This window comes from Microbulbifer sp. JSM ZJ756 (assembly GCF_044383805.1).
GTDB lineage: Bacteria > Pseudomonadota > Gammaproteobacteria > Pseudomonadales > Cellvibrionaceae > Microbulbifer > Microbulbifer zhoushanensis.
This window is the reverse complement of sequence record NZ_JBISER010000001.1, coordinates 599,144-624,205: the sequence shown is the minus strand read 5'-3', so window position 1 is coordinate 624,205 and position 25,062 is coordinate 599,144. Positions and strand designations below refer to the sequence as shown.

Below are 25,062 nucleotides of genomic sequence, written 5' to 3'. Positions count from 1 at the left end.
ACCGCAGTTATTTCAGTGCGGATTTTTCCGGTTTCTTGGCCGCTGGGGATGGGCGCGGATTCTACAGGAAAGCCCCACGGCTGTTAAGTTTATTGAAAAATCAATAACTTATGCGAATTGCCACTATTTGTCTGGTGAATTTTGGTCGTAAAATATGCAGCGACGGTCTGGCATCTTCCCATTGGAATGCAAACAAAATAGTCTACGGGCTCAATTTTACCGCCGCCCGGCCACCGGCCCGTGAAAACTTCGCGCAACTTCTGGTTAATTGATGTACAAGAAAGTCCGCACTCCCTGTATTGGCGTCTGCTCCACCGGTATCGGTGACGATGTCTGTCGTGGCTGCAAGCGCTTTGCCCACGAGGTAATCGACTGGAACGCCTACACCGAGGAGCAGCGCCGTATTATTGCCGAACGGCGCGAGGGATACCTGGCCAACGCGGTGCGCAGCCAGTTGGAGATTGTCGATCAGCGCCTGCTGGAGGCCCAGCTGCGCCACCAGCAGATCCGATTCGACGAGCAGCAGAATCCCTATTGCTGGGTGTTCGAACTGCTGCGCGCCGGCGCCAGCCAGATCAGCGACCCGGCCGACTACGGCCTGCAGCCGACGGTGCAGGGCCGGGATGCTTCCCTGGTGGAGTTGCGCCGGCGGATCGATGAGGATTTCTACGCGCTGTCGGTTGCCTATTACCTGCGTTTTGTCACCCCGGGCCTGCAAAGCGCCTGACCGGTCGCCCGGCGCCTGGCCTAGAATCGGAAGAAGCGCGCGGCCGGGCCCGCGCAGTGAACAGGAGTTCTGCCTATCAGCCAGATGCCGTCGGCGCCCCTGCGCGCGCTGCTCGTCCTGAACCCCAAGAGTCGCAGTGGCTCCAGTGCCGACCTGGATGCCGGGCTGGCGCTGCTGCGCGATGCCGGCATGGAAGTGGAGGAGGTTGCCTCCAGCAGCCCCGAGGAGACGCGCGAGGCTATCCGCAGCCGCTGTGGTGAATTTGACCTGGTAATCATCGGCGGTGGGGACGGCACCATCAGTTCCGCTGCCGGGGTGCTGCTGGAATGCAAACTGCCCCTGGCAATCCTGCCGCTGGGTACCGCCAATGACCTGGCGCGTTCCCTTGGCATAGGTAATGACCTGCAACAGGCGTTTTCGGTTATCGCGGCCAATCACCGCAGGCAGATTGACCTGGGCGAGGTGAACGGCAAGTACTTTTTTAATGTCGCCAATATCGGGCTGGGCGTTATGGTGACGCGGGAGCTGTCGGACGAGGTCAAGCAGCGCTGGGGTGTCTTCAGTTACCTCCGGGCCCTGGGCCTGGCCCTGGCCCGCAGCAACCAGTTTCGCGTGCGGCTGATGATCGACGGCCAGAAGAGGGTCCTGCGCTCCATCCAGCTGGCGATTGGCAATGGTCGCTTTTATGGTGGTGGTAACGTGGTGGATGACGATTCGACCATTGATGACGGGTTACTCAATCTTTACAGCCTGCGTCCGCAGCGGCTCTGGGAATTGTTGACCCTGGCGCCGCTGCTACGAGGTGGCCGCCACGACCTGGCCCGACGGGTCTTCAATACATCGGGCCGGGAGATCGAGCTGGTGACGGTCCCTGAAGGGATGGAGGTGCATGCCGACGGCGAGCCGGTGACACGCACGCCGGCGATGTTCAGGGTGTTGCCCCGGGTGTTGGAGGTGGTTGTGCCCCGGGATGCGCCCGGGCTTTCCGCTAACGGGCCGGAAGCGGCGGAAAATAATTTGAGTGGGCAATAACAGGGAGAAAGGCTTAGATGGCTCTGATTCGCGATGATGTACAGGTGGCCCTGCACGACCTGCATGTGGCACTGAAACACAGCGCCGATAGCTACAGCCACGCGGCTGATTTCCTCAACGATGCGGGCGCCAGCAATCGCTGCCGGAGCATTGCCAGTGAGCGTGACAAGCTGGCCGCCCTGGTGGCTGCAGCGGTCCGCGAAGCCGGTGACCTGCCGGCGGTTCCGGACAGTGAGCGCGAGGTGGGCGAGCAGTTGCTGCAGCGATTGGAGTCCCTCTTTTCTGCGGACCAGGCGCGGGAGGTCATGGCGCAGCGCCGTGAGGCGGACCGGGAGCTGCTGACCTGGCTGGAGGGTGAGGATCTATCGCCGCTGGAAAAAGGCTACAGCGACCTCCTGTTGCGTTGCCGGGCGAGTGTGAGCGACACGCTGGCGCATTTCGACAGCGAATAAGCCTCAGTGCCGGTTGGGCGCTCAGCTCCCGCCGCGCAGGTGCACCCGCAATGCCGCCAGGAAAGGCTCGCGGGGCAGGGCCAGGTCACGGCGCTGGCGGCGCCGGCCGGCGCCGGGCTCGTGGTCCACGCGACTGAAGTCGGGCAGGCGGCCCGCTGCATCCGATCTCACCAGTACCGGCATGGCCGCGTACCCCACCTGGCGATAGCTTTCTCCCGCGCTCCCATCACTCGAACCCTGCCCATTCACGTCTTCACGGAAAATCTCCGCCACCTGGAGGTTGGGGCGGCTCTGTACCTGCACCTGGCGCAGGTCGTCATGCCGGTTCCGAGGCAGGTTGGCCAGTAGCTGGCGCTGGTACTGGATACCCGGATCTGCTCCCTGTGGATCCATGGCTACGAGCTTTCTATCGCACCAGCTGACCGTGACCTTGCGGATCGACTTGCGCGCCTTGATCCAGCTCAGCGCAATAGCGTCGGGATGGGTGGGGCAGAGCAGCACCCGGCGGTAACACTGCCGCAGGTGCGTGCGCGGATGGCCGACTTCTGCAAACAGGTCGCGCAGGCGGCGGTCCCGTTCCGGGGCAGGGCGGTCTTCGACTGCGTGGCGGAAAGCACTCACGGCCCCGGCAAAGCTTTCCTTGGCCCTGTTGAGTTCCGCCGCTGCGCTGATCACATTCTCCGGTACTGCCAGTACCCCGGGAATTTGCAGGGTGCCGCGGGCGTCCCCGCCCGTGAGATCGGTGTGTTCCAGGGCGGAATAAAGCGCGCCGGCAAGGGAGAAGGGACGCTCGAAACTCCCGCCAAGCTGCTGTGCCGCGTCCTGCGCAAACGCCGGCTGCAGCAGGTAATGCTCCCACTGCCGGGACGACGCCTGCATGCGCTCCAGATCGCCCTGCAGCACATGCGCGCAATGATGCAGCCTCTCCAGTTGCGGCCCGACCTTTCGCGCCAGCTGGGCGATCTCGCGCTGTTGTTGCGGCCTGGTCTCGTTCGCCATGAAAAAGCTCCTGTTGGGATAACCAGATAATAGCCATGTAATAAGTCGTTATCAATTTATCGTTTTTTGTATGGTCCCATCCTGGCCTCGTGCCACCATCGACGGTTAGCCAGGCAGGGCGATTACCCGCCGGGACCGCTGCGCCCTAATATTCCCGGCTATGAACCGAACTGAATTCAGGGATTCCCTGCTGCGCGTTATGGAGCGCAAAGTGCACTGGTCCGACCCGGCAGTGGAGCATGGCCAGCTGCCGCCCGACCGGCTGCACATCCTGCTTGAGCAGGAATATGCCACCTGGGTGCGGGACTACGGCATATTCCTGGGGAGAGCCTATACACAGTGCCCGCTGCCAAAGGTCAGGCGGGAACTGGCCGAGAGCCTCTATGAAGAGGAGACCGGCAAGATCAGTGGCTCTGGGCCCCATGCACAGCTGTTCCTGGAAATCCCCCGGGGCCTGGGGATGAACGTGGACCGTTTTCGCCACCCGCAATTGCTGCCGCAGGCGGCCGCATACCGCGCCGTACTGGATGAGGCCACGGGAGAGAAAGGCTGGGCAGTGGCTTCTGCGGTTACCACCCTGTTCCTGGAGGGGTCACGCCACGAGCGGTGGGTAATCGAGCCGGGCCAGGAAAAGCCGCCCGTGCCCCGACCGCACCACCACCCCCTGGTAAAGCACTACGGCCTGCCTGTGGGCTGCCTGGCTCTAGAGCGCGCTCAGCGCGCGGTCAACAGCGCGCACCGCAAGGCCGCCTGGCACCTGATGCTGGATTTTGTCGATGAGCGGGAGCGCCCCGCGGTGCTCACGTGGATGGGCCACGTGCTCCACGCCTGGATCCATTACCGGGATGAGCTGGCCGGGCAGTGTGGCCTGGTGACCGGTCATGTCCGGGCGGCCGGGTAGGGCCCGGGACTCCTGGTATCCTGGCCTCCCGGAGGTGTGGCTGTAGTGGCCTGGTGTTCGCCGGCGCGGGCCTGCTGCGATTCACGGGAAGCGGTGACGCCGCTATAATCGCGCCCCCTGATACTGCCAGCCCGATGATGTGTGCCGATGACTGACAAGACTGCCCAGGTTCCCGACCTCTCTGCCATTCACGATTTCCTGCTGTGTCCCACGCCGGATGCTTGGGTCGAGGCAGCCCTGGCCGAGCCCGAACTTATGCTGGTGGACCACGCCAACTGCGAGAAAAAGGCAGCCGGCACGGCCCTGAACCTGATGTTCCGCTATCTGGACAATTTCGATTTGCTGAACAAGATGTCACGGTTGGCGCGGGAGGAACTGCGACATTTCGAACAGGTGCTGTCCATCATGCAAAAGCGCGGTATCGCCTATCCCCACCTGAGCGCCTCGCGATATGCGGCGGGTCTGCGCGAGCAGGTGCGCAGTGCCGAGCCGGGGCGCCTGGTGGATACGCTGATCTGTGGCGCCATCATCGAGGCGCGCTCCTGCGAGCGCTTCGCCCGTATAGCGCCACAGCTGGATGACGAGTTACAGAAGTTTTACCTTTCACTGCTCAAGTCCGAGGCGCGGCATTTCCGTGATTACCTGACGCTGGCGCAGGGAGCCACGGAAGAGGATATAGCGCCGCGTGTGCAGGAGTTGCTGGAAGTGGAAAAGTCACTGGTGCAGGACGTCGATGGTGAGTTCCGCTTCCATAGTGGGGTTCCTGCCAAGGGCTAGGGCTGGTTTGCGTCCAGTACGAGGTGCGTTCGAATCCCCGGGAAGTGGGCCGGTTCGGCGCGAGAAGCCTTTATTTATCCAGCTTCTTCAGCAGTTCGACAAACTCCCCCAGTTCGTGCGCGTTCTTGTAGTCCACCGTGTACTTGTTATGGAAGAACACGGTGAGCCTTACTTTTGGTGAACTGATCAACACGGTGTAACCATCGAAATCGGTTTCCGCGGTCAGTCCCCGGTAGTGCCAGCCATCGTCGCGTTTTTCTCCCTCCCGCGTGATCCGGTCAAACACACGCAGCGCCTGCTTCACGTCAATCTTGTGTTCCTGTTCCACTGGGACTCCCGGTTTTGTATGGACTAAGCTTGGACTGCCACCTGGCGGTGCGCACAATTGCAGCTTGTCAGCTTAGACCACATGACTCAAGGCAGCGAGACAATAACAACCCCAGCCCCCAGTACCCGCCTGTTCAATATGCTGGCCTATGCCGGTGTTGCCCCGTTTGTGATCGGTATCCTGATGGAGCTGGCGGGGGTGGAGGTAATGGGCGTGGGCGGCCTTTTCCTGTTCGTGGCCTACAGTGCCTGCATCCTGAGTTTCCTCTGTGGCATCTGGTGGGGTGGGGCTTTGAACCGGGGCGCGCACCCGCATCGTATCCTGCTGGGGATACTGAGCAATGCTGTATGTCTTGGAGCCTGGGTGGCGCTCCTGTTGTTCCGCTCGCCAATGGGATTGGCGCTGCTGCTATTTGGGTTCGCCTTTACGCGCTGGGCGGAAGCGCGGCTCAATCCCAATGTGCCGGGGCTCTATGCATACTTTCGTACACGCAGCCGGGTCAGTTATATCGTAATGGGCTGCCACGTGGTGATGTTGGCCTTGTTGCTGATTCGCCAGCCAGTAATCAGCTGAAGATATTTCGCGGGCTTCAGTTGCAAAAATGGAAACCGACTGACAGGAGATGTTTATGGGCCATTCGCTTTCACAGCATGCGCTGGAGCAGTTGTTCACCGAGGCGCGTACCCACAGCCACTGGCTCGAGCGCCCGGTGACCGACGACACCCTGAAAAAGCTTTACAACCTGATGAAAATGGGGCCCACCAGTGCCAACTGTTGCCCCGCGCGGGTCTTGTTCCTGCGCAGCAGGGAGGCCAAGGAGCGCCTGCGCCCGGCCCTCAACGAGGGCAATGTGGACAAGACCATGGCGGCCCCGGTGACGGCGATTATCGCCTACGATATGCGGTTTTATGATTACCTGCCGAGACTGTTTCCCCACGCCCCGGCGCGCGACTGGTATGTCGATAACGCTGAGCTGGCTGCAGCCACGGCATTTCGCAATGGCTCGTTGCAGGGCGGTTATTTTATCCTCGCGGCGCGCTCCCTGGGCCTGGACTGTGGCCCCATGTCGGGCTTCGACAACGGCAAGGTAGACAGTGAGTTCTTCAGTGATGAGGGTGATGGCATCACCTTCCAGCAGGAGCATGGGCCGGGCTGTCACATCAGGTCCAATTTCCTGTGCAACCTGGGTTATGGCAACCCGGAGATGCTGCATCCCCGCAGTCCGCGGTTCGACTTTGACGAGGTCTGCAAGGTTCTCTGACTGCGACGGTTCGTGCGGTTGTCAGAAGGCGGGCTTCATTACCATCAGGAATACGATCGCGACCATCAGCGGTAGGGCCAGTGCACCCAGCAGGTACCAGCAAACCAGCAAGCGCCGGATGCCCGGGGCGGCTTCGCGGGCGGGCGCAGTTCGCAGGCGCCTGCGGATGTTGTACTGGATAAACACGACCGGTACCCAGAGGCAAAACACCAGAAATGTCAGGAACGCGGAGAGGCGCAGCCAGGGCATTTCCAGAAGAGTGGGGCTGGCATACAGCATGCCGCTGGCGCTGCCCAGCAACAGCAGAATCGCGGCGGCGGTGAAAATCCAGTCAGCCGCCACGGTCTCGGCACTGATCCATTGCATGATATGAATATCGCCGGTGCGCCAGCCACGGAGCGCATACCATGCAATGCCGATTCCCGTGCCGAATACCACCATCGCGCCCAGTACATGCAGCGCCTTGAATACAAGGTATGCATTCATACCTGGAAATCCGGCAGCACCTGCCGGCCACAGGTTTCATCCAGTCGTTCACAGGCACTGATCACCGAGAAGCGGTTCAGCTCCAGCAGAATGTCCCGCAGGTCCAGCAATTGCCAGCAGGCCCGGGCCCCACTTTCGCTGAATGTGCCATCGAGGATCTTGCGGGCCATGGCGGCCGCCGGGGCGGCCGGGATCCAGGTGCCATCGCCACCCAGGCCCAGCACCTGCCAGCGATAGCCCAGTGGGGCCTGCTGGTGATCGAGCCCGCCGATATGCACCACCATGCCGCCATGGGGCGATCCCCCGGGCCAGCGGGCAGCCAGGCGATGTCCCTGCCGGGCGAGCCACGGCATTGATAGTGGCAGGTGAGCACGGGCCAGCCGGGCGCAGAGCGCCAGGCCCAGCTGTAGTGTTCGGGGCTGGACCCCGGTACCGAAACGGGCATTTTGCAGCCCGGGCAGGGCGCGGGGCCACAGCTCGAGGTCGGGGACATCGAAGTCGCACAGCCAGCGGTCCCCCACCGGGTGGGCCAGCTGGATCTTGCGCAGCTGGGCGCCGGTGTAGGACTCCCGCCACTGTCCTTCCTGCAGGGCCGGGAAGCCCTGGCCCAGGGATTCGAATCCGGCGCGCACGGTGGCCAGGCCGCGGTCGATACGGTGTGCAGGGGCAATGGCGATATCGACGGAATCAATGCGGCTGAACTCGTCACGCAACTCCGCCAGCACTGCCGAGCTGAGGGCGGGCAGTGAGCTGGCACCGGAGACCAGCGGCACACCGGCGTGCTCGGCGGCGGGGGAGAGTCGATGGAAGTCACACACGAAACGGCGCGCGTCGGCGATATCGAGATAGGGGGTGCGGGAATCGATACAGGCCCGGGCTACCCGGTAATCCTGCTCCTGGAAGGGGCCCGCGCAGTGAACCAGGAGATCCAGGTGCAGTGTCTGTAGCTGCGCTGTGAGATTGACTGAGTCCCGCTCCAGCCGCAGGCCTTCGGCCGGGCCGGGCAATTCCGCAGCCAGTTGTTCTGCCTTTGACCTGTGGGGCCCGGCAATAATGAGCTGCAGGTCGTCCCGGTCCGACAGCAGCCGGGCAATGCGGGAGCCAAAGGTCCCATAACCGCCGAGAATCAGTACGCGTTTTTTGAGGTTCCTGACCAAACTGCCACTCCGTTCGGCCCCGGCAGAAACCGGGGCTGGCCGTTTCCGTGAATCATTTCCAGATTCGATCTCAGGAAATCATGCTATGGGCCAGTGGACCAGATCAAGGGAATTCTTGTCCGCGCGGATGCACCAGCCGTTTTCCCCCCAGTCGCCGAGCACGATGCGCTGCGCAGCTTCGCCATCGACTTCCAGGTCGTGAGTGGCCGGGCGGTGGGTGTGGCCGTGCACCAGGGTGCGGACACCGTGCTCGCGCATAACGGCCTCCACTTCGGAGGGTGTGACATCCATGATGTCTTCCGCCTTGCGGCTGTTCATGCTCTTGGATGCGGCGCGGATCTCCGCGGCGATCTGGCGGCGCTCCGCAAGCGGCTTGGCCAGTAGAGCCGCCTGCCAGTTGGGGTCGCGGGCCTGCTGGCGGAAGGCCATGTATTCTTCGTCGCGGGTGCAGAGGCTGTCGCCATGCATCAGCAGGACCTTGCGGCCGGCCAGGGTGACCAGACTCGGGTCGGGCAGCAGCACCGCGCCGGCCCGGTGGGCAAATTCCTCGCCCAGGAGGAAGTCACGGTTACCGTGCATCAGGTACAGCTCGGCGCCGGTGCCGCTGTAGCGGCTGAGCTCGTCGGCTACCTCGCGGGCGAGGGGGGCATCGTCGTCGTCCCCGATCCAGACCTCGAAAAAGTCCCCGAGGATGTACAGGGCCTCTGCGCCGGCGGCCCGCCCGCGCAGGAAGTCAAAGAAGGCCCGGGTAATCTCCGGGCGGTTCTCATCGAGATGCAGGTCTGAAATCAGGTAACTGGACAAAGTGACGCCCTTTCGTCTGCTTTACTTATCGGCGTAGTCTTCGGAAATGGTTACACCGGTGATCTCGATGGTTTCCAGCGGCACGTCCTGGTGGAAGCCCTTGCTGCCGGTCTTGACGCCCTTGATCTTGTTGACTACGTCCATGCCCTCGACAACCTTGCCGAATACACAGTAGCCCCAGCCCTGTGCGTCCTTGCTGCGGTGGTTCAGGAAGTCGTTGTCGTTGACGTTGATGAAGAACTGGGAGCTGGCGGAGTGCGGGTCCATGGTGCGGGCCATGGCCAGGGTGCCGGTGTCGTTCTTCAGGCCGTTGTCAGCCTCATTCTCGATCGCGTCGCGGCTGGCTTTCTGCTCCATGTCCGGGGTCATGCCGCCACCCTGGACCATGAAGTTATCGATCACCCGGTGGAAGATGGTGCCGGTATAGAAATCGTCGCGACAGTATTGCAGGAAGTTGGCGGCGGTCTTCGGCGCCTTGTCGAAATCGAGTTCAATGGCAATATCGCCGTGGGTTGTGTGTAGGGTGATCATAAAACATCCTAATCAGGGTGAAGTTGGGGCGGCATGATACCTGTTCGCTGGTAGCTGTGAAACGGGCTTTCGCTGACTACCGTAGCAGTGGTCGAAAAGTGATCGCGTCCGGGCTGCAGGGTTCGTTTTGCGCAAAAATCGACCAGTGCGCGGTCGGTATTCCCGGCGCCAACTAGGCTATAATCCGCCGCTTAAGTTTGCACAGCTGTAAGAGAAGATTATGACATCCGAGAGCAAGCCCGCTCACTTTCTGCAGAACATCATCCGCGAGGACCTGGCCGAGGGCCGGGTGTCCCAGGTGGTCACGCGTTTCCCGCCGGAGCCCAACGGCTACCTGCATATCGGCCATGCCAAGTCCATCTGCCTGAACTTCGGCCTGGCGCAGGAGTTCGGCGGCATGTGCAACCTCCGCTTTGACGACACCAACCCGGCAAAGGAAGAGGCCGAGTACGTGGCCTCCATCAAACGCGATGTGGAATGGCTCGGGTTTGAATGGGCTGGCGACGTGAAGTACACCTCCGATTACTTCGACCAGCTGCACGACTGGGCCCTGCACCTGATCCGGGAGGGCAAGGCCTATGTCTGTCACCTGAACCCGGAGCAGGCACGGGAGTACCGCGGCACCCTGACCGAGCCGGGCAAGAACAGCCCCTATCGGGATCGCAGTGTGGAAGAGAACCTGGCGCTGTTCGAGCAGATGAAGAACGGCGAGATGGAAGAGGGCGAGTGCAGCCTGCGCGCCAAGATTGACATGGCCGCGCCCAATATCAACCTGCGGGACCCGGTCATCTACCGGATCAAGAAGATGGCCCACCACCAGACCGGCGACAAATGGTGCATCTACCCCAGCTATGACTTTGCCCACGGCCAGTCCGATGCTGTCGAGGGCATCACCCACTCCATCTGCACCCTGGAGTTCGAGGACCACAAGCCGCTGTACGACTGGTTTATCGAGAACCTGCCGGTTCCGGCCCGCCCGCGCCAGTATGAATTCGCCCGGCTGAACCTGAACTACACCGTGGTTTCCAAGCGCAAGCTGAAACAGCTGGTGGACGAGGGGCACGTGGACGGCTGGGATGACCCGCGCATGCCGACCCTGTCCGGGCAACGCCGCCGTGGTGTCACACCGGCGGCCATCCGCAACTTCTGCGAGATGATCGGCGTAACCCGCTCCGACTCCGTGGTGGATGTGGGGATGCTGGAATACTGCATCCGCGATGACCTGGACAAGAAGGCCCCCCGCGCCATGTGCGTGCTGGAGCCGCTCAAGGTGACCCTGACCAACTACCCGGAGGGCCAGGTGGAGACGCTCTCGGCCCCGGGGCACCCGGTACGGGATGACCTCCCGGCGCGGGAGCTGCCGTTCAGCCGGACCGTGTACATCGAAAAGGAAGACTTCCGCGAGGAAGCCAACAAGAAATACAAACGCCTGGTATTGGGCAAGAAAGTGCGCCTGCGCAATGCCTACGTGATCCAGGCCGAGGAAGTGATCAAGGACGATGCCGGTGAGATCGTTGAGGTACTCTGCTCCGTGGACCTGGACACGCTGGGCAAGGACCCGGCTGACGGCGTCAAGCCCAAGGGCGTGATCCACTGGGTGCCTGCCGATCGCCATGTGGATTGCGAGGTGCGGTTGTACGACCGCCTGTTCGACGACCCTGCACCGGATTCCGGCGGCAAGAACTTCCTCGAGCACGTAAACCCGGAAAACCTGAAAGTGCTTTCCGGCTGCAAGGCGGAAATCGGCCTCGCCAATGCCGAGCCTGAGCAGGGCTACCAGTTCGAGCGCCAGGGTTACTTCTGTCGCGACAACAGCTACGGCAGTGCCGACAAGCCGGTGTTCAACCGTACCATCGGCCTGCGGGACAGCTGGGCGAAAGAGCAGAACAAGTAATAGCCCGTTGAGCGGCTGTAGCACTGGGTTCCGGCGCTGGCCGGAATCCAGCGCCCACTGAGTGCGCCAGATGGTGCAAAACAAGATTCAGGCATTGAAGGAAGTTATGGCACTCCAGCTCTACAACACCTTTTCAGGCACGAAAGAACCCTTCCGGCCGCTGGTGGAAGACCGCGTGCGCATGTACGTTTGTGGCCCCACGGTCTACAACCGGGTCCATATCGGCAATGCGCGCCCTGCGGTGGTATTTGACACCCTGTACCGGTTGCTGAAGGAGCAGTTCAGCGACGTTGTCTACGCGCGCAATATCACCGATATTGACGACAAGATCATGAAGGCCGCCCGAGACCAGGGTGAGGAGATCGGGGCCCTGTCGGCCCGTTTCTCCCAGGCCTATTTCGAGGATATGGCCGCGCTCAACAACCTCGAGCCGGATATCATTCCCTACGCCACCCAGCACCTGCCGGAGATGATCGAGATGATCGAGGCCCTGCTGGAGAAGGGCAACGCCTATGTAGCCGAGGGTCATGTCCTGTTTGCGGTGGAGTCCATGCCGGACTACGGCAAGCTGTCCAGGCGCTCCCTTGACGACATGCTGGCCGGGGCGCGGGTAGAGGTTGCGCCGTACAAGAAATATGCCGGCGACTTCGTATTGTGGAAACCGTCAAAAGACGATGAGCCGGGCTGGGACAGCCCCTGGGGCCGCGGGCGCCCGGGCTGGCACCTGGAGTGCTCGGCGATGATCAAGAAGCACCTTGGCGAGACCATCGATATCCATGGCGGTGGCCGGGACCTGACTTTCCCGCACCACGAGAATGAGCGTGCGCAGAGTTGCTGCGCCAACGGTACCGACTTCGTGCGCTACTGGATGCACAACGGCTACGTCAATATCGAAGGCGAGAAAATGTCCAAGTCGCTGGGCAATTTCCGTATGGTCAATGACCTGTTGCAGCAGTACCCCGGTGAGGTCTTGCGCTTCGCGCTCCTGTCGGCACACTATCGGTCTGAGCTGAATTTCAGTGCGGACCTGCTGGACCAGGCCTGGCGCAGCCTCGATACGCTCTACGGTTTCCTGCGTGATGTGGAGCAACTGGCGGTTGACGGTGACGCGTCCGCGGATGCGGCATTCCTTGAGGCCCTGGACGATGACCTCAATACCCCTGTCGCCATCGGCGAGCTGCACCGTATCGCCCGCGAGCTGAACAAGGCAGAAGAGGCGCAGAAACCGCGTCTCAAGGCTGCCCTCCTTGCGTCCGGGCAGCTGCTGGGCATTTTGCAGCAGGACCCCGAAACCTGGTTCAAGCAGGCGCGCGGTGGGGAATCAATTTCCGAGGAAGAGATCGAACAACTGATTGCCGAGCGCCAGCAGAGCAAGAAGGATAAAAACTATGCCCGCGCCGACGAGATCCGCGAGGAGCTCAAGGCCCAGGGGGTAGTGCTCGAAGACAGCCGCGAAGGAACCAAGTGGCGGCGTGAATGACACCTGCCGGTTTTCCCTTTGCCTGCGAGCGATGGGAGCCGGCAAAGCCTACTCATATATTCGATAACAAGGCCGTACAACAAAGCCCTGATAAAAAGGAACAGTTCCATGAAAAAACTCTTTACCCTGATTTTCGCTGCAAGCGCCCTGGTTACCCTGACTGCCTGCGAGCCCGAGCGCGGTTCCGATGCCTGGTGCAAGAAGATGGATGACGTTCCCAAGGCCGAGTGGACCCTGCAGGACGCCGGCGATTACACCAAGTACTGCGTGCTCAACCAGAAGCCGGGCGAAGACAAAAGCGGCCAGTAACCGGACCTGACCGCGTTGTTTTTCGATGACCCCTACCAGCACTTCTTCCGCCCGCTCACCGGTAAGTACCGGGAGCAGGTGGTGGAGTGCCTGCGTTTGCTCTACGAGCGGCTTTACACCGCCAAGGCGGACTATGGTGAGTCGCTCGGGCGCGAGCAGATCCTCGAGATTTTTTCCGAGGCGCTGACCCGTGCGCCCCAGCTCGATGGGGATGACAGGGGAGAGGCGGGGACTCCCGGGAACCATGCGTCTGCCACCACCAGGGAGCATCGCTTTCGCAACCTGCGGGAGCAGGCTGGCTGGACCCTCAACAGCCTGCTCGAGGCCGGCTGGCTGGAGAAGCAGGTGGACAGCGCCACCCTGACCGCGACTTACCCGTTCAGCCGGCGGGGCCGTCTTTTCACCCAGCCGCTGGTCGAGGTAAACAGTGCCCGGGTGCGCACGCGACACCGCAACACCCGCAATACCCTCAACGCCCTGGAAGCCTTTGCCGCACGCGGCGAGATCCACGACCTGATCGATGCCTGGGAGTACTCCGAGCGTATCGTCGCCGACTTCACCGATATGATTGCCGAGCTCGAAGAGCGCAAGCGCGAGCTGGTCCGCGAGGTGGAGGCACAGTTGCTGGTGCAACAGGCCACGGACGAATTCTTTTCCTTTATGGAGAGCCGGTTCCAGCCGGACCTGGCAATCCGGCTGTCTGCCGACAGTGTGGAGAAGCACCGCGATGCGATCGGTCGGGTGATTACCCGTATCCGGCGCAAGGATCGGGAGCGCAAGGCAGAGTGGGAGCGGCGTCTGCGGCAGTTGCTGCCGGAATTTGTGGAAGAGGGCCGGTCGCTGCTGTGGTTGATGCTCGACACCATCGAGGATCGCATGCGCCGCGCCTGCGAGGTGAAACTGCCGGCACTGCGCCGTGCACTGCAGGGTTTTACCAAGCGTGCCGATATCATTATTCGCCAGCTCAGCTATATCAACAGCCAGGCCGAGGGCCAGTTTGCCGACCTGAGCCAGCAGCTGGGCGAGCGGGACGACCGGGATAAGTTATTGGGCAGCCTGGGCGATCAGCTGGGAGGATTCCAGCTGCGCCTGTTTGACCCCAAACAGACGCAACTCTGGCAGCGCCAGCGCCGCGAACCGGTCAACACCCGTGTGGAAGAGGCAGTGGAGCTGGGCGAGGACAATCGCCGGGATATCCTGTTGCAGCAGATGCTGGACCAGGCTTTCAATTTCAATAGCGCTGACCTGCGCGACTACCTGGCCCGGGCCCTGCGGGGCGGCCGCCGCGTCCACAGCAGCGAACTGCCGCTGGAGAGTGCGCGCGACCTGCTTGCCATGAGTCACGCGCTGGAGGCCGCCGCCGTCAGCCAGGGTGGCGGTCCGGCAGTGACGGTGGAGTTTACCGGCGAGACCGCCAGTAACGATTATTTCGCCGCGTACGATGAATATTACCTAGAGCTGAAAGAAAGTGATTGAACAGGCCCTGGAAGAAGCGCTGGCACAGAGCCGCGTGACAAGAGCGGAATTTTCCGAGTTGCTGGTCCGGTTGCTCGATTACGGTGTCATCTGCCGGGACGAGAGCCAGGTAGAGACCCAGCTGTACGACCGTTTCCTGCGCTGCGAGCAACTCCTGCGCGAATGGCTGGCGCCGCTCGGCCTGCGCCTGCAGCATGACAGCCGCTTCCAGTTTATCCGGGTCTATCCCCCGGGCGCCGAGGTGCCGGGCATGCCGGACCAGGAAGAGCCGCACCATGGGGGCTTCCGCGCGCGCCTGACGCAGCAGGAGGTGGCCGCAATCCTGGTGCTGCGGGTGGAGTACGACAAGGCACTGCGTGAAGGCCAGGTCGATGAGCATGGCTGCGTGGCGCTGTCCCTCGAGGCCCTGGAGCTGGGGTTGCGCAATCTGCTGAAGATGTCGCTGCCGGACAAGCTGGCCGAGCGTCGCAGCCTGCTGCGCCGCCTGCGGCAACTGCGGCTGGTACAGCTGGCCGGTGAAGAGTCGGAATCGGTGGCGGAAGTGTGGCTGAGGGTGCGGCCGACCATCGCCCACTTCGTGACTGAAGCCGCACTGCAACAACTGCTCGAACCCGGGAATGACCAGGTGATTGGCGACCCGGCTGGCTCCACCACAGCGGACGGGGCCCAGCCTGGCGCGGGCGAGCCCGCAGTCTCCACCGGCAGTGATGAGCGCCTCACGCCGGAGAGCGAGGACCACAGCCTCTTCGCCGCCAACGAATCATAACCAGACCACGAATTTAAGAACTGCAGGCGCGGGCATTCCACGGGGACCGCTCCCGGCCGGACCGCCCCTGCAGGGCACTATTCAGCATCAACGCTCTGTTCAGGCACTGGCGCCAGATAAAAATATGTTTCTAAAAAAACTGATACTGATTAACTGGGGCAATATCCCGCAACTCGAATACGACTTCGGGCCGATCAATCTTTTTTCCGGGGGCAATGGTTCCGGCAAGACCACCGCTGCCGATGCCATCCAGACCCTGATGACGGCTGCCCACGACACCCTGTTTACCTTCAACCCGGGCCAGGATGAAACCACCCAGCGCGGGCGAGGCGGCAAGCAGGTGCGGACGCTGGCTTCCTATGTGCTGGGTTGTGACGATGGCAGCTATGCGCGCCTGCAGCCCACCGATTGCTACATTGCCGGAATTTTCCACCCTACTGAGGGTGAAGACGGTGAGCCGTTTACCGCGGTGATGGCAATTCGTGCCCACCTGGACAGGAGCAGCCGCCCGGCCCAGGCGCGGCAGGATGACCTGCGCTTCTTCCTGTTCCCCGGCGAGCAGCTGGCCATGGGGGACTTTGTCCGCGAGTACAAGGACGGCAAGCACCTGGTCCCGCTGGACAAGTTCTACCCGGTGCTGGGCAAACAGTTCGGCAAGGTGGAGCAGTACGACAAGAAAAAGGCTTACCTGCGTCGTCTTTATGGCGCGCTGCGGGGGCGCCGGGATGCTGTCCCGGATCGCGAGGCCATGCATGCCGCGCGTACTTTCGCCAACTTCATGGCCTACAAGCCGGTCAAGAGTATCAATGACTTTGTCGCCCGGGAGGTGCTGGAAAAGCGTGACCTGGGGGAGGCCATCCGCTCTGTCTCGGAGCTGATGAAAACCATTCATTCCATGGAGCAGGAAGCGCGTCAGATCGTCGATCGTGTCGCTTCCCTCGACCAGCTTGCCCAGTGTGCCGGGCTCTACCGTGAACAGTGGCTGGAGCTGCGCCTGCAGGAGTACCGGCGGGCGCGCCATCGCCACGGGCGGGTGCAGAAAACCTACCTTGCCGGCAAGAACAGCCAGCAGCAGCTTCAGGCGCAGCAGCGGGATAACGAACGTGAAACCCGGGTGGCTGCGGAGCGGGTCGAGCAGCTGGGGCAGCAACTGGTGGAACTGCAGGCACAGCGGCTTGGCGTCGGCGCACTGCGGGACAAGGACCAGCTGGAGCAGCGTATCGAGCGCGCGCACCAACAGCTCTCCGGTCTCGGGGCGCCACTCTCGGCCCAGGAGACGCGCTGGCAAGGCAACCGTGAGGCCGCCGGCGAGTTACTGTCGCTGCTGAACGGTTCCGCCGCTGAGCTGGAGCTGCCGGCGCTGCGTGATCCTGCGCTGGTGAAAACCATCAAGCAGGTCGCCCGGGAGGAGAGCCTGCCCGACCTGCAGAAGTTGCTGGGCAAGGACTGGATCGACCTGGCAGCGCTGGAGCCGTTGCGGGAGGGGGCCGCCTCCATTGAGGTATTGCACAATCGGCTGTGTTCGCTGCTGTCCGGTTCCGGTTCCGCCGAGGTATCCCTGCGGGAGGAGTTGAACCAACAGGTTTCCCGCTGGGAGCTGCGGGTCCAGCAGACACAGAAGCAGTTGCACCAGCAGGAGAACCGTATCCAGCACCTGCAGGCCAATCGGGTGCGCTACCCGCAGTCGGTTGAGCTGGCCCTGGCAGCCATCCGTGAGCAGTGCCCGCAGGCTGATCCCCGGGTCCTTTGTGATTATGTGGAGATCATCGACGAACGCTGGCAGATGGCGGTCGAGGGTTACCTGGGCGGTGCCCGCTTTGCGATCCTGGTGGAGCCGGAGCACGAGGCCACGGCGATCCGAATCGTGCGGGGCCTTTCCGGCCGTGGCAGCCGGGCCCGTGTGATCCAGGGGGACAAGGCGCGTCGCGACGCCGAACGCGCATCCACTGCCCAGGGTTCGATTGTCGACCTGATGGCGTTCAGTCATCGCACGGCGGAGGACTACCTGCGGGCATCCTATGGTTCCGTGCTGCAGGTGCGGGATGCTGAGGAGCTGCGCGGTACCCGCCGGGGCCTGACGGCCGACGGTCTAGCCAGTGGCAGTTACTCCATGTGGCGCTGCGATATTGACGAGGGCGAACTGGTATTCGGCCAGGGCGCGCGGGCACGGGCGCTCGCTGCCCAGCAGCAGGCCCTGGAGCAGTTGCTGGTTGAGGCGCAGCAGGTCAATGGCCAGCATGCGCTATATCGCCGGGTTGCCCGTTCGGTTCGGGAGCTGGAGGAACTCGACCTGGTGTCCCTGGTGGATACCGCGTTGGCGGCGCAGCGGGACTGGCGCAGCGCCGAAACCGCACTGGAGAACCTTGACCTGCAGGACAGTGAGCAACTGGAGCAGCAGGTGGCTGACCTGAAAGCCCAGCTGCAAGGGCAGCAGCAGGCGCACTCGGCGCTGTTGCAAGCGGCGGGCAAGCTGGAGCGCGACCTTGAGAATACCGCGAAGCAGCTGAAGGCGCTGGCGACAGAGCTGGATGTGCTGGATGAGGAGCTGACGGACAGCGAGGCTGCAGTACGCAGGGTGGCCGCTATTTACCCGGATTTTGACGCCGAGGTGGCCCTGCAGCGCGCCGATGACCAGGTGGCGCAGGCCGGTGACACCTTCGACTTCGCTGCTGAGATCGAGGAATGGCAGGGGCGGCTGGAAAAATACAGCCGCCAGCTGGACCGGGCAGTGATGGACTACAATGCCGCCACCGCGGCCGGCGATACCCTGGTATTCGAGCCGGATCCGGGTGCAGGGCACGGCGAGCCGACCTTCAAGCTGGTCTGTGGCCTACGCGACCAGGTAGATACGCTGCACAACCGGCTGAAGAACAACATGCTGGTGGAGCGGCACGAGCAGTTGCAGGGGCTGAAAAAGTCTTTCAACACCACATTCGTTACCCACCTGTGCCATGCGATTTACCAGTCAATCAACGATGGCAAGCGGGTGCTGGACGACCTGAACAGCGAGCTGGAACACCACCGGTTTGGCGCCGACCGCGAGCGATTCCGTTTCGCGTATAGCTGGGTGCCGGAATTCCGTGAGTACTGGAACTTCTTCAAGGCGGTCATTGAATTGCCGAACCTGGGCGAGGAGCAGAGCCTGTTCGATGCCGACCTGCCGGCCAAGCACCAGCGGGTGCGGGACCGCCTGCTGGATATGCTGCTGACCGAGGACGAGCAGCTGGCCCGCCGGGAGCTGGAGCGCATCAGCGATTACCGTAATTACCGCAGCTACGAGATCTACAAGGAGCCGGAGGGCAAGGAGCCGATCGCCCTGAGCCAGTACGGCACCGGTTCCGGTGGCCAGCTGGAGACGCCGGCCTATATCATCCGCTCGGCAGCTGTGACCTCGGCGTTCCGTTTCAACGAGGGCAGCTCACACCTGCAGATGGTGCTGGTGGACGAGGCATTCTCCAAGATGGATGAAACCCGCTCGCGAGAGGTGATTCGTTACCTGACGGAGACACTGGGCCTGCAATTGCTGTTCATCATGCCCAGCAGCAAGTCGGGGCCATTTATGGACCTGATCTCGAACCAGTTCGTGTTCAGCAAGTGTCCCAGCAGCCAGCCTGTGGGCGAGTTGAACACGCGGGTTTTCGTGGACCGCAAGGTCTGCAACCGGGAGAGAATTGCCGAGCTATGGGCCAATCACCGCCGCACCATCCGCCAGCAGGCGTCGCTGGACTTTATGGAACTGGTGGATGCCTGACCCGGGCCCTGGCGGCCGGGGGAGGGCGACTTTGCGACCGGAAATTGAGCTTCCGGTCACAAAAATCTGCCCGGGTAGCTTGCGGGACTTGCGCTGATTCGCAGAAGATAGCCCCACGTTGATTACATAATTGGAACAGTTGTAATAAAGGGACTTATCGGGGGGATAGTATGCGTTATTTTCCGATTCTGGTGTTTTTCGTACTGGCATTTGGCGGTGCGGCGGTCTTTTACGAGAAAGAAAGCCGCAAGGTAAAGGGTGTCCTGAGCCAGATCACCGACCTTCAGGCGAAGGTGGGCGATCTGCAGGCAGAGGTCAAGCAGCTCCGCAGTGAACTGGAAGCCTCGCAGGTAGCCGAGCGCCGCCGGCCAAGCCTCAGGAATATCTCCCAGGCGAGCGCTCGTCGCTCCCAGGCGACCCGGCCGGCCGAGACGCGCCAGGCTCGCACAGGGCAGTCCAGTGACAGCGGCCTGGTGGCCTCGGATGTGACCTCCGCGGGACCGGCAATCAGCAGGGAGGCCGAGGACGACGAATGGGCCCGCCCGACAATGGACGCAGATGAGTATCGCCCCGAGGGCGAGGCGGATACTGACGCGGAGCCAGTCACCGATCCCTACCAGTAATCCCATTTGCCATCAGCGGCGCCCCGCGCCTTGAAAGCCGTGGCGCCGCCCCCAGATACAGCGCAGTGAGAGGCGCTGTATCCGGGCCGGGAGCATTCCGGCCCGGCTTGCCAGTTGCCTCCCGGACACGATTTCCCGGCTGAGGTCAGACCCATGTCTTCCAGTGATTTCTATTCCTCCCTCGCTGCACAGCTCGAGGGCCTGCTTTCCGGTGAGCGCGACTGGCTCGCCAATACCGCCAATGCCAGTGCGCTCCTGTTCATGGAGCTGCCGGACATTAACTGGGCGGGTTTCTACTTCCTGCATGGGGATGAACTCCGGGTCGGCCCCTTCCAGGGCAAGCCGGCATGCACGCGTATTCCGGTAGGTGCGGGTGTCTGCGGCACCGCCGTCGCTACCGGGGAATCGCAGCTGGTGGAGGATGTGCATGAATTTCCCGGACATATCGCCTGTGATGCCGTGTCGGCGTCGGAGGTGGTGATTCCGCTCTATAACGGTGACCAGTGCCTCGGGGTGCTGGATGTGGACAGCCCCAGCAAGTCGCGCTTTACCCGGGAAGACCTCGCCGGGCTGCAGTCGTTTGCCCGTGTCCTGCTGGCCCAGTCCGACCTGCCCACCGGCTGATGGCCCTGGTCTGGGAGCAGCACCTTGAGGGGAACCATTACCAGGTGCGTAGCCACGGCGCCAGCGTGCGGCTGTACACCAACGGTGTCTTCCATAGCCAGTGGAATCCCCGTGACCCTCTGAAGGGGTCCCTGTGGGAGCTGTTGCTGCTGCCGGCATTTTTCCGTGATGCGCGCCAGCTGCGATCGGTGCTGGTCCTGGGGGTTGGCGGTGGGGCGGTCATTCGCCTCCTGCAACGCTTTGTCGGCCCTGAGCGCATTGTCGGCGTTGACCTCGACCCGGTGCACCTGGATGTAGCCCGTAACTATTTCGGTGCCGGCTCCGGTACCGGCCAGATCGAGCTGGTATGTGCGGATGCCCGTGAATTCATGGCAGACACGACTTCCCGGGCCAGTCAGTACGACCTGGTGATCGATGACCTGTTCGGCCATATCGATGGCGAGGCGCGGCGCACGGTGCCCGTGGATCCTGCCTGGTGCCATCGATTGCTGGGCTCTCTCAGCCCCGCGGGGGTCCTGGTCGGCAACTTCGGCAGTCGCCGTGAAATGCTCGCCAGTGGCTGGCGCTCACCTGGGATACGCCGGGTCCTGCAGGGAAGCTGGAGCGCCGAACTGCCAGGCTACGAAAACTGTGTCCTGGCAGTCAGTCGGGCACCGCTGTCCCGGGCTGAACTGGTTGCCCGTGCGCCCGCCGCCATCAATCCCGCCAGTGCCTCCAACCGACTTCACTGCAAACTGGGCCGTCTGCGCGGTTAGGTTTGCCCGGGTGCCGGGGCGCCCGGATTTTCTCCCTGTCTGATTTGGCGTCATTTACGACTAGCTGTCTATACTCAATGGAAACACGGTCATTTCCGGGGTTGGTGCATGCGTTACAAAACCGTCGAGGATGTTATCCAGGAGGGCAGGGAGTTCCACCAGAAGTTGGCCCGGCAGTATGGGGAGTACGAGCAGCTGGCGGGGGATCGCCGGGTGGTCTTGTTACTTGACCAGCTGAAGCGGCGTGAAAATGAAATGACTCACACGCTGGAGGAATTCCTCATGGATGTGTCCCCGGGGGCCCTGCATACCTGGGTTCAGTTTGCGCCCGAGGGGCGGGAGCCTGAATTCCTGCAGCGCCTGCGGCAAATTGACCTCCACGACGCGGACGGCATCGCCAAACTGGCAATGGACATCGATATGTATCTTGTCGACCAGTATCGCGACCTGTTGCAGGATGCGGATACGCCCTCGGCGAAGGACGCCTTCAAGAGGCTCCTGGAGCTGGAGGAGCTGGACGAGCACCACCTGTCAATGAACCTCTACAACCTGCGCGACTACTGATGATTGCCAGCTGCTGGGCAACGCTGGTAATCGGTGAGTCGCGGTGATGGGATAATGTGCGGGAGTGGCTAACGTGCCAGCCGGAAGGTACGGAATCCATCCCGATGTTCCAGGGGCGTAATCCCGCTAAAGTAGGCAGTCGCCTTTTTTTGCAGCGGAATAAACTCGTTCACCACGAAGAGTGCCATACCGTCACTCTTCAACAGGCGCGCCGCATTTTCCAGGAAGCGCCCGGTGAGATCACCCTCTACCTGGAAACCCTGGTGGAAGGGCGGGTTGCAGATCACCAGGTCGGCGAACCCGGACTGCAGGTCCCGGCCGGCATCGGATGGGGTTACCACGCCGGCAATTCCCGCTTCATGAAAGTTGCGTTCGCACGCGACCAGCGCAGCGGCATTATTGTCTGTGGCGGTAAAATGAAACTCACCCAGCTTTGCCAGTTGGCAACTCAGGTAGCCGTAGCCACACCCCAGGTCAACGATATTTGCACCGGGCCCGGGCAGGTGGGTAAGGAACTGGGCAGCCAGCAGGGCACTGCCCCGGTCAATTTTATTCCAGCCAAACAAGCCCGGTTTACTGTACAGGCCTGCCAGCGAATCCAGCTGGCGTAAGCGGGGATAGTCCTGGTCATCGAGCAGCTCTCCGCCGTCATGGTGTAAAACCAGTGTGCTGGTATATTCCTGGCCGTGTTTGTCCAGGTTCTTGCCACAACCAAGTCGAACCGCAGCCTTCGTGGCATAGGTCTTGATCCCGCTTTGCTTGCCTCCCAGTAGAACCAGCTCACCGCCCTCGCCAAGAATCCGGGGAACGCAGTTGATGATGTGGTGTACCACGGCTTTTTCCTTGGAAACAGGGAAAACGACCCGGCGGTAGTGCCGCCCGGCCTCCGTGAAATGGAAGTCACTGAAGAAGCTGCGATTGCAGCGACCGTCTGCGAGGTGGGCGATATCCCAGCGGTTGGTGATCAGGTCCCCGGCAAAAGTGAAACCGGCCTGCAGCAGGGCCTTACTGTTTTCGTCTGCGATCCACAGGGTCTCGCGTGGATTTTGCTGTAGCAGCTGTTGGAGCAGGTGTGGCATGGATTTCAGTATTATTCCCTGTTCCCGGCAATAGTCACTTCACCGAGCTGATTTCTTCCGGGGTCAGGGAGCGGTAATCGCCCTCGACCAGCTCCTCGTCCAGGAGGATATCGCCAATACGTTCCCGGTGCAGTTCCAGCACCCGGTTTCCCAGCGCCGCGAACATGCGCTTGACCTGGTGGTAGCGCCCCTCGTTCAGCGTGACCCGGGCCTCGTTGGCAAACAGGATTTCCAGTCTGGCGGGACGGGTACGTTTTTTCTCGCTGTCTAACCACAATCCCTTTTCGAACTTGGCGACTGCCTCTTCCTCTATGCGATCGGCCAGGTGCGCATAATAGGTTTTGTCGCAGTGGTGGCGCGGGGAGGTGATCCTGTGGGACCACTGGCCATCGTCGGTGAGCAGCACCAGGCCGGTGGTGTCGATATCGAGCCGGCCGGCAATATGCAGCTGGTGCTTGTTGGGCTCGTCGATCAGGTCGAGCACGGTGGGATGCTCGCTGTCCTTGGTGGCGCAGACGTAACCGAGGGGCTTGTTCAGCATAAAGTAACGAGGACCCGGCTCACCGACGGGCTCGCCGTCGAGGCAGATCTCGTCGGTTTCCACAATCTTGGTGCTGGTGTCGGAAACGGGTTCGCCGTTGACGGTAATGCGCCCGGCGCGGGCGGCACGTTTCACATCGGCGCGGGACAGGTCGGTAACCTGGCTGACGGCTTTGTCGAGTCGCATGGGAATGATATCTCCCTGGTCCTCCCGGTGAGGGAGGTTTCAGTCAGTGATGTGGGCTTTGCTCCCCCGGTGCCGTAATGCCCGCGGGGGAGCGTAAGGGCACGGATCAGCGCCCGATCTTGCGCTCACCGGAATCAACAGACTGGTAAATCAGGGTATTGATGGTCATGGGGCCGACACCGCCGGGCACTGGCGTATAGGCGGCGACCCGGTCGACCAGCGGGGCAAGTTCGATATCGCCCAGTCCGCCCGGGTGGTAACCGGCATCCACCACCACGGCGCCGTCCTTGATCCATTCCGCCTTGATAAACTCCGGCCGTCCCACCGCACCGACAATGATATCTGCCCGGCTGATATGTTCCGCCAGGTCCTGTGTACGGGAGTGGCAGATGGTGACGGTGGCGTTGGCATTCAGCAGCATGGCGGCCATCGGCTTGCCCAGGATCGGGCTGCGACCCACCACGACAGCGTGCTTGCCGGCGATGTCGATCTCATAGGCTTCCAGCAGGCGCATGATGCCCTTGGGAGTGGCGCAGCCATAGGCTTCCTCGCCCATGGCCATGCGGCCGAAGCCGAGGCAGGTGACCCCGTCCACATCTTTGTCCAGGCTGATGGCATCGAAGCAGGCCCGCTCATCGATCTGCTCCGGCACCGGATGCTGCAGCAGGATGCCATGCACGTTGTCGTTGGCGTTCAGTTCTTCGATCTTGGCCAGCAGTTCTTCCGTAGTGGTGGAAGAGGGCAGCTCTACCTGCATGGAATCCATGCCGATGCGCCGGCAGGCGTTACCCTTCATCTTTACGTAGGTGGCGGAAGCGGGATCATCACCTACGAGGATGGTGGCCAGGATAGGGGTCTGGCCCCCGCTCTTTTCCTTCAGGGCCGCCACGCGGGCCGAAAGCTCTTCCTCGGTCTTCTGTGCCAGGGCTTTGCCGTCCAGAACCAGTGCAGACATACAGTATTCTCAACTTAACCGTCAGTGTGGGACCGCTGGTGGCGGACCCGCTTGGGAAATCATCCGGACGCCGCAGTCTGCAGGATAATAAATGGCGTACCTGCAGGGGCGCCGGGCTCAGGGCGCGCTATTTTCGCACAGGCCGAGAATAATTTCGCCATGTGGTCACCGTTCCCGGCTGCGGTCGCTGGTCATCGGGTAAACTTCTGCAAAAAGAATAGCTTAGCGGCGTTGACTCCCCCGGGGGGTGTCAGTATTATGCGCGCTCTCGCAGGGGAGGCGGCAGCTGACCGGTGAGATTCGGGGCATTTTTCGGGCCCGAACAGCCTGCGAGTCGGGCTGGCGCAGGCCCGGGTTGTTGCTCCGTGATACAGTTAGATGATGTATCGGGGCATAGCGCAGTCTGGTAGCGCGCCTGCTTTGGGAGCAGGATGTCGGGGGTTCGAATCCCTCTGCCCCGACCAGACATAGACCGGGTTTCCTTGCGCCCGTAGCTCAGCTGGATAGAGCATCCGCCTTCTAAGCGGATGGTCGCAGGTTCGAGTCCTGCCGGGTGCGCCAACCTTTAAAAGGTGGTCATAGTCAGGCAGTCTCGACTTAGTCC

Annotated in this window: 26 protein-coding genes and 2 tRNA genes; 19 read left to right on the top strand and 9 right to left on the bottom strand. The window is 62.1% G+C overall.

Features of this window, described 5'->3' with window-relative positions:
* Positions 1-271 precede the first annotated feature (271 nt).
* The 3 genes from ACH6CX_RS02825 to ACH6CX_RS02815 all read left to right on the top strand — a co-directional run bounded on the left by ACH6CX_RS02825 (position 272) and on the right by ACH6CX_RS02815 (position 2,211).
* Positions 272-727 (top strand): DUF1289 domain-containing protein, encoded by a 456-nt coding sequence (locus tag ACH6CX_RS02825; protein WP_232942851.1) that lies wholly within the window; start codon positions 272-274, stop codon positions 725-727.
* 84 nt (positions 728-811) lie between these two features.
* On the top strand, positions 812-1,759 hold the full coding sequence (locus ACH6CX_RS02820; RefSeq protein WP_237061694.1) for a lipid kinase: 948 nt from the start codon (positions 812-814) through the stop codon (positions 1,757-1,759).
* A 17-nt stretch (positions 1,760-1,776) separates the two neighbouring features.
* A complete protein-coding gene (locus tag ACH6CX_RS02815) occupies positions 1,777-2,211 on the top strand; it encodes a hypothetical protein (RefSeq protein ID WP_232942849.1) in 435 nt (144 codons plus the stop codon).
* A gap of 21 nt (positions 2,212-2,232) precedes the next feature.
* Here the strand turns inward: ACH6CX_RS02815 and ACH6CX_RS02810 are convergent, their stop codons facing one another.
* Positions 2,233-3,210 carry a hypothetical protein gene (locus ACH6CX_RS02810; protein WP_396674720.1) on the bottom strand — a complete coding sequence of 326 codons (978 nt, stop codon included), beginning with the start codon at positions 3,208-3,210 and terminating at the stop codon, positions 2,233-2,235.
* A 160-nt stretch (positions 3,211-3,370) separates the two neighbouring features.
* Here ACH6CX_RS02810 and ACH6CX_RS02805 point away from each other — a divergent pair, with 160 nt between their 5' ends.
* Both ACH6CX_RS02805 and ACH6CX_RS02800 read left to right on the top strand, forming a co-directional pair.
* The gene (locus ACH6CX_RS02805; protein WP_396674718.1) at positions 3,371-4,111 is read left to right on the top strand and encodes an iron-containing redox enzyme family protein; all 741 of its coding nucleotides are present in this window, start codon (positions 3,371-3,373) and stop codon (positions 4,109-4,111) included.
* Between the two features lie 147 nt (positions 4,112-4,258).
* The gene (locus tag ACH6CX_RS02800) at positions 4,259-4,888 is read left to right on the top strand and encodes a tRNA-(ms[2]io[6]A)-hydroxylase (protein WP_232942846.1); all 630 of its coding nucleotides are present in this window, start codon (positions 4,259-4,261) and stop codon (positions 4,886-4,888) included.
* A gap of 70 nt (positions 4,889-4,958) precedes the next feature.
* Here the strand turns inward: ACH6CX_RS02800 and ACH6CX_RS02795 are convergent, their stop codons facing one another.
* The gene (locus ACH6CX_RS02795) at positions 4,959-5,216 is read right to left on the bottom strand and encodes a DUF3081 family protein (protein WP_396674716.1); all 258 of its coding nucleotides are present in this window, start codon (positions 5,214-5,216) and stop codon (positions 4,959-4,961) included.
* Between the two features lie 81 nt (positions 5,217-5,297).
* Here ACH6CX_RS02795 and ACH6CX_RS02790 point away from each other — a divergent pair, with 81 nt between their 5' ends.
* Entirely contained in the window at positions 5,298-5,789 is a 492-nt protein-coding gene (locus tag ACH6CX_RS02790; RefSeq protein ID WP_232942844.1) for a DUF3429 domain-containing protein, read from the top strand.
* Between the two features lie 55 nt (positions 5,790-5,844).
* A complete protein-coding gene (locus ACH6CX_RS02785; RefSeq protein ID WP_232942843.1) occupies positions 5,845-6,477 on the top strand; it encodes a malonic semialdehyde reductase in 633 nt (210 codons plus the stop codon).
* A 21-nt stretch (positions 6,478-6,498) separates the two neighbouring features.
* On the opposite strand, the gene ACH6CX_RS02780 is transcribed toward ACH6CX_RS02785, so the two are convergent.
* From ACH6CX_RS02780 to ACH6CX_RS02765, 4 genes are all read right to left on the bottom strand, one after another.
* On the bottom strand, positions 6,499-6,963 hold the full coding sequence (locus ACH6CX_RS02780) for a DUF2269 domain-containing protein (protein ID WP_232942842.1): 465 nt from the start codon (positions 6,961-6,963) through the stop codon (positions 6,499-6,501).
* Complete coding sequence (locus tag ACH6CX_RS02775) at positions 6,960-8,120, bottom strand: saccharopine dehydrogenase family protein (protein ID WP_232942841.1); 1,161 nt, start codon at positions 8,118-8,120, stop codon at positions 6,960-6,962. The genes ACH6CX_RS02780 and ACH6CX_RS02775 overlap by 4 nt, the downstream gene beginning before the upstream one ends.
* 78 nt (positions 8,121-8,198) lie before the next feature.
* Entirely contained in the window at positions 8,199-8,924 is a 726-nt protein-coding gene (locus ACH6CX_RS02770) for a UDP-2,3-diacylglucosamine diphosphatase (RefSeq protein ID WP_232942840.1), read from the bottom strand.
* A gap of 21 nt (positions 8,925-8,945) precedes the next feature.
* Positions 8,946-9,455: a peptidylprolyl isomerase gene (locus ACH6CX_RS02765; protein ID WP_232942839.1), complete on the bottom strand. Its 510-nt coding sequence runs from the start codon at positions 9,453-9,455 to the stop codon at positions 8,946-8,948.
* Between the two features lie 220 nt (positions 9,456-9,675).
* On the opposite strand from ACH6CX_RS02765, the gene ACH6CX_RS02760 reads away from it, so the two are divergent.
* The 10 genes from ACH6CX_RS02760 (at position 9,676) to ACH6CX_RS02715 (ending at position 21,697) form a co-directional block, all read left to right on the top strand.
* Positions 9,676-11,349, top strand: coding sequence for a glutamine--tRNA ligase/YqeY domain fusion protein (locus ACH6CX_RS02760; protein WP_396674712.1), 1,674 nt, complete (start codon positions 9,676-9,678; stop codon positions 11,347-11,349).
* Positions 11,350-11,455: 106 nt separating this feature from the next.
* Positions 11,456-12,829 carry a cysteine--tRNA ligase gene (cysS, locus tag ACH6CX_RS02755; protein WP_233006759.1) on the top strand — a complete coding sequence of 458 codons (1,374 nt, stop codon included), beginning with the start codon at positions 11,456-11,458 and terminating at the stop codon, positions 12,827-12,829.
* Between the two features lie 108 nt (positions 12,830-12,937).
* Entirely contained in the window at positions 12,938-13,138 is a 201-nt protein-coding gene (locus tag ACH6CX_RS02750) for a DUF3012 domain-containing protein (protein WP_232942837.1), read from the top strand.
* A gap of 15 nt (positions 13,139-13,153) precedes the next feature.
* Entirely contained in the window at positions 13,154-14,614 is a 1,461-nt protein-coding gene (locus ACH6CX_RS02745) for a Wadjet anti-phage system protein JetA family protein (RefSeq protein ID WP_396674709.1), read from the top strand.
* On the top strand, positions 14,607-15,380 hold the full coding sequence (locus ACH6CX_RS02740) for a DUF4194 domain-containing protein (protein ID WP_232942835.1): 774 nt from the start codon (positions 14,607-14,609) through the stop codon (positions 15,378-15,380). The genes ACH6CX_RS02745 and ACH6CX_RS02740 overlap by 8 nt, the downstream gene beginning before the upstream one ends.
* A gap of 124 nt (positions 15,381-15,504) precedes the next feature.
* Positions 15,505-19,131: an ATP-binding protein gene (locus ACH6CX_RS02735; protein WP_396674707.1), complete on the top strand. Its 3,627-nt coding sequence runs from the start codon at positions 15,505-15,507 to the stop codon at positions 19,129-19,131.
* 170 nt (positions 19,132-19,301) lie between these two features.
* Positions 19,302-19,754, top strand: coding sequence for a hypothetical protein (locus ACH6CX_RS02730; protein ID WP_232942833.1), 453 nt, complete (start codon positions 19,302-19,304; stop codon positions 19,752-19,754).
* Positions 19,755-19,907: 153 nt separating this feature from the next.
* Entirely contained in the window at positions 19,908-20,378 is a 471-nt protein-coding gene (locus tag ACH6CX_RS02725; protein WP_232942832.1) for a GAF domain-containing protein, read from the top strand.
* Complete coding sequence (locus ACH6CX_RS02720) at positions 20,378-21,133, top strand: spermidine synthase (RefSeq protein WP_237061679.1); 756 nt, start codon at positions 20,378-20,380, stop codon at positions 21,131-21,133. The genes ACH6CX_RS02725 and ACH6CX_RS02720 overlap by 1 nt, the downstream gene beginning before the upstream one ends.
* 108 nt (positions 21,134-21,241) lie before the next feature.
* Entirely contained in the window at positions 21,242-21,697 is a 456-nt protein-coding gene (locus ACH6CX_RS02715) for a hypothetical protein (protein ID WP_396674704.1), read from the top strand.
* 68 nt (positions 21,698-21,765) lie between these two features.
* Here the strand turns inward: ACH6CX_RS02715 and ACH6CX_RS02710 are convergent, their stop codons facing one another.
* The 3 genes from ACH6CX_RS02710 to folD all read right to left on the bottom strand — a co-directional run bounded on the left by ACH6CX_RS02710 (position 21,766) and on the right by folD (position 24,458).
* Complete coding sequence (locus ACH6CX_RS02710) at positions 21,766-22,776, bottom strand: class I SAM-dependent methyltransferase (RefSeq protein ID WP_237061677.1); 1,011 nt, start codon at positions 22,774-22,776, stop codon at positions 21,766-21,768.
* A 34-nt stretch (positions 22,777-22,810) separates the two neighbouring features.
* Positions 22,811-23,503 carry a 16S rRNA pseudouridine(516) synthase RsuA gene (gene rsuA / locus ACH6CX_RS02705; RefSeq protein ID WP_396674702.1) on the bottom strand — a complete coding sequence of 231 codons (693 nt, stop codon included), beginning with the start codon at positions 23,501-23,503 and terminating at the stop codon, positions 22,811-22,813.
* A 106-nt stretch (positions 23,504-23,609) separates the two neighbouring features.
* The gene (gene folD / locus ACH6CX_RS02700) at positions 23,610-24,458 is read right to left on the bottom strand and encodes a bifunctional methylenetetrahydrofolate dehydrogenase/methenyltetrahydrofolate cyclohydrolase FolD (RefSeq protein ID WP_232942827.1); all 849 of its coding nucleotides are present in this window, start codon (positions 24,456-24,458) and stop codon (positions 23,610-23,612) included.
* Between the two features lie 387 nt (positions 24,459-24,845).
* Between folD and ACH6CX_RS02695 the strand changes: the two genes are divergently transcribed.
* Positions 24,846-24,922 (top strand) — tRNA-Pro (locus tag ACH6CX_RS02695).
* A 20-nt stretch (positions 24,923-24,942) separates the two neighbouring features.
* Positions 24,943-25,019, top strand: a tRNA-Arg gene (locus ACH6CX_RS02690).
* Positions 25,020-25,062: the final 43 nt, after the last annotated feature.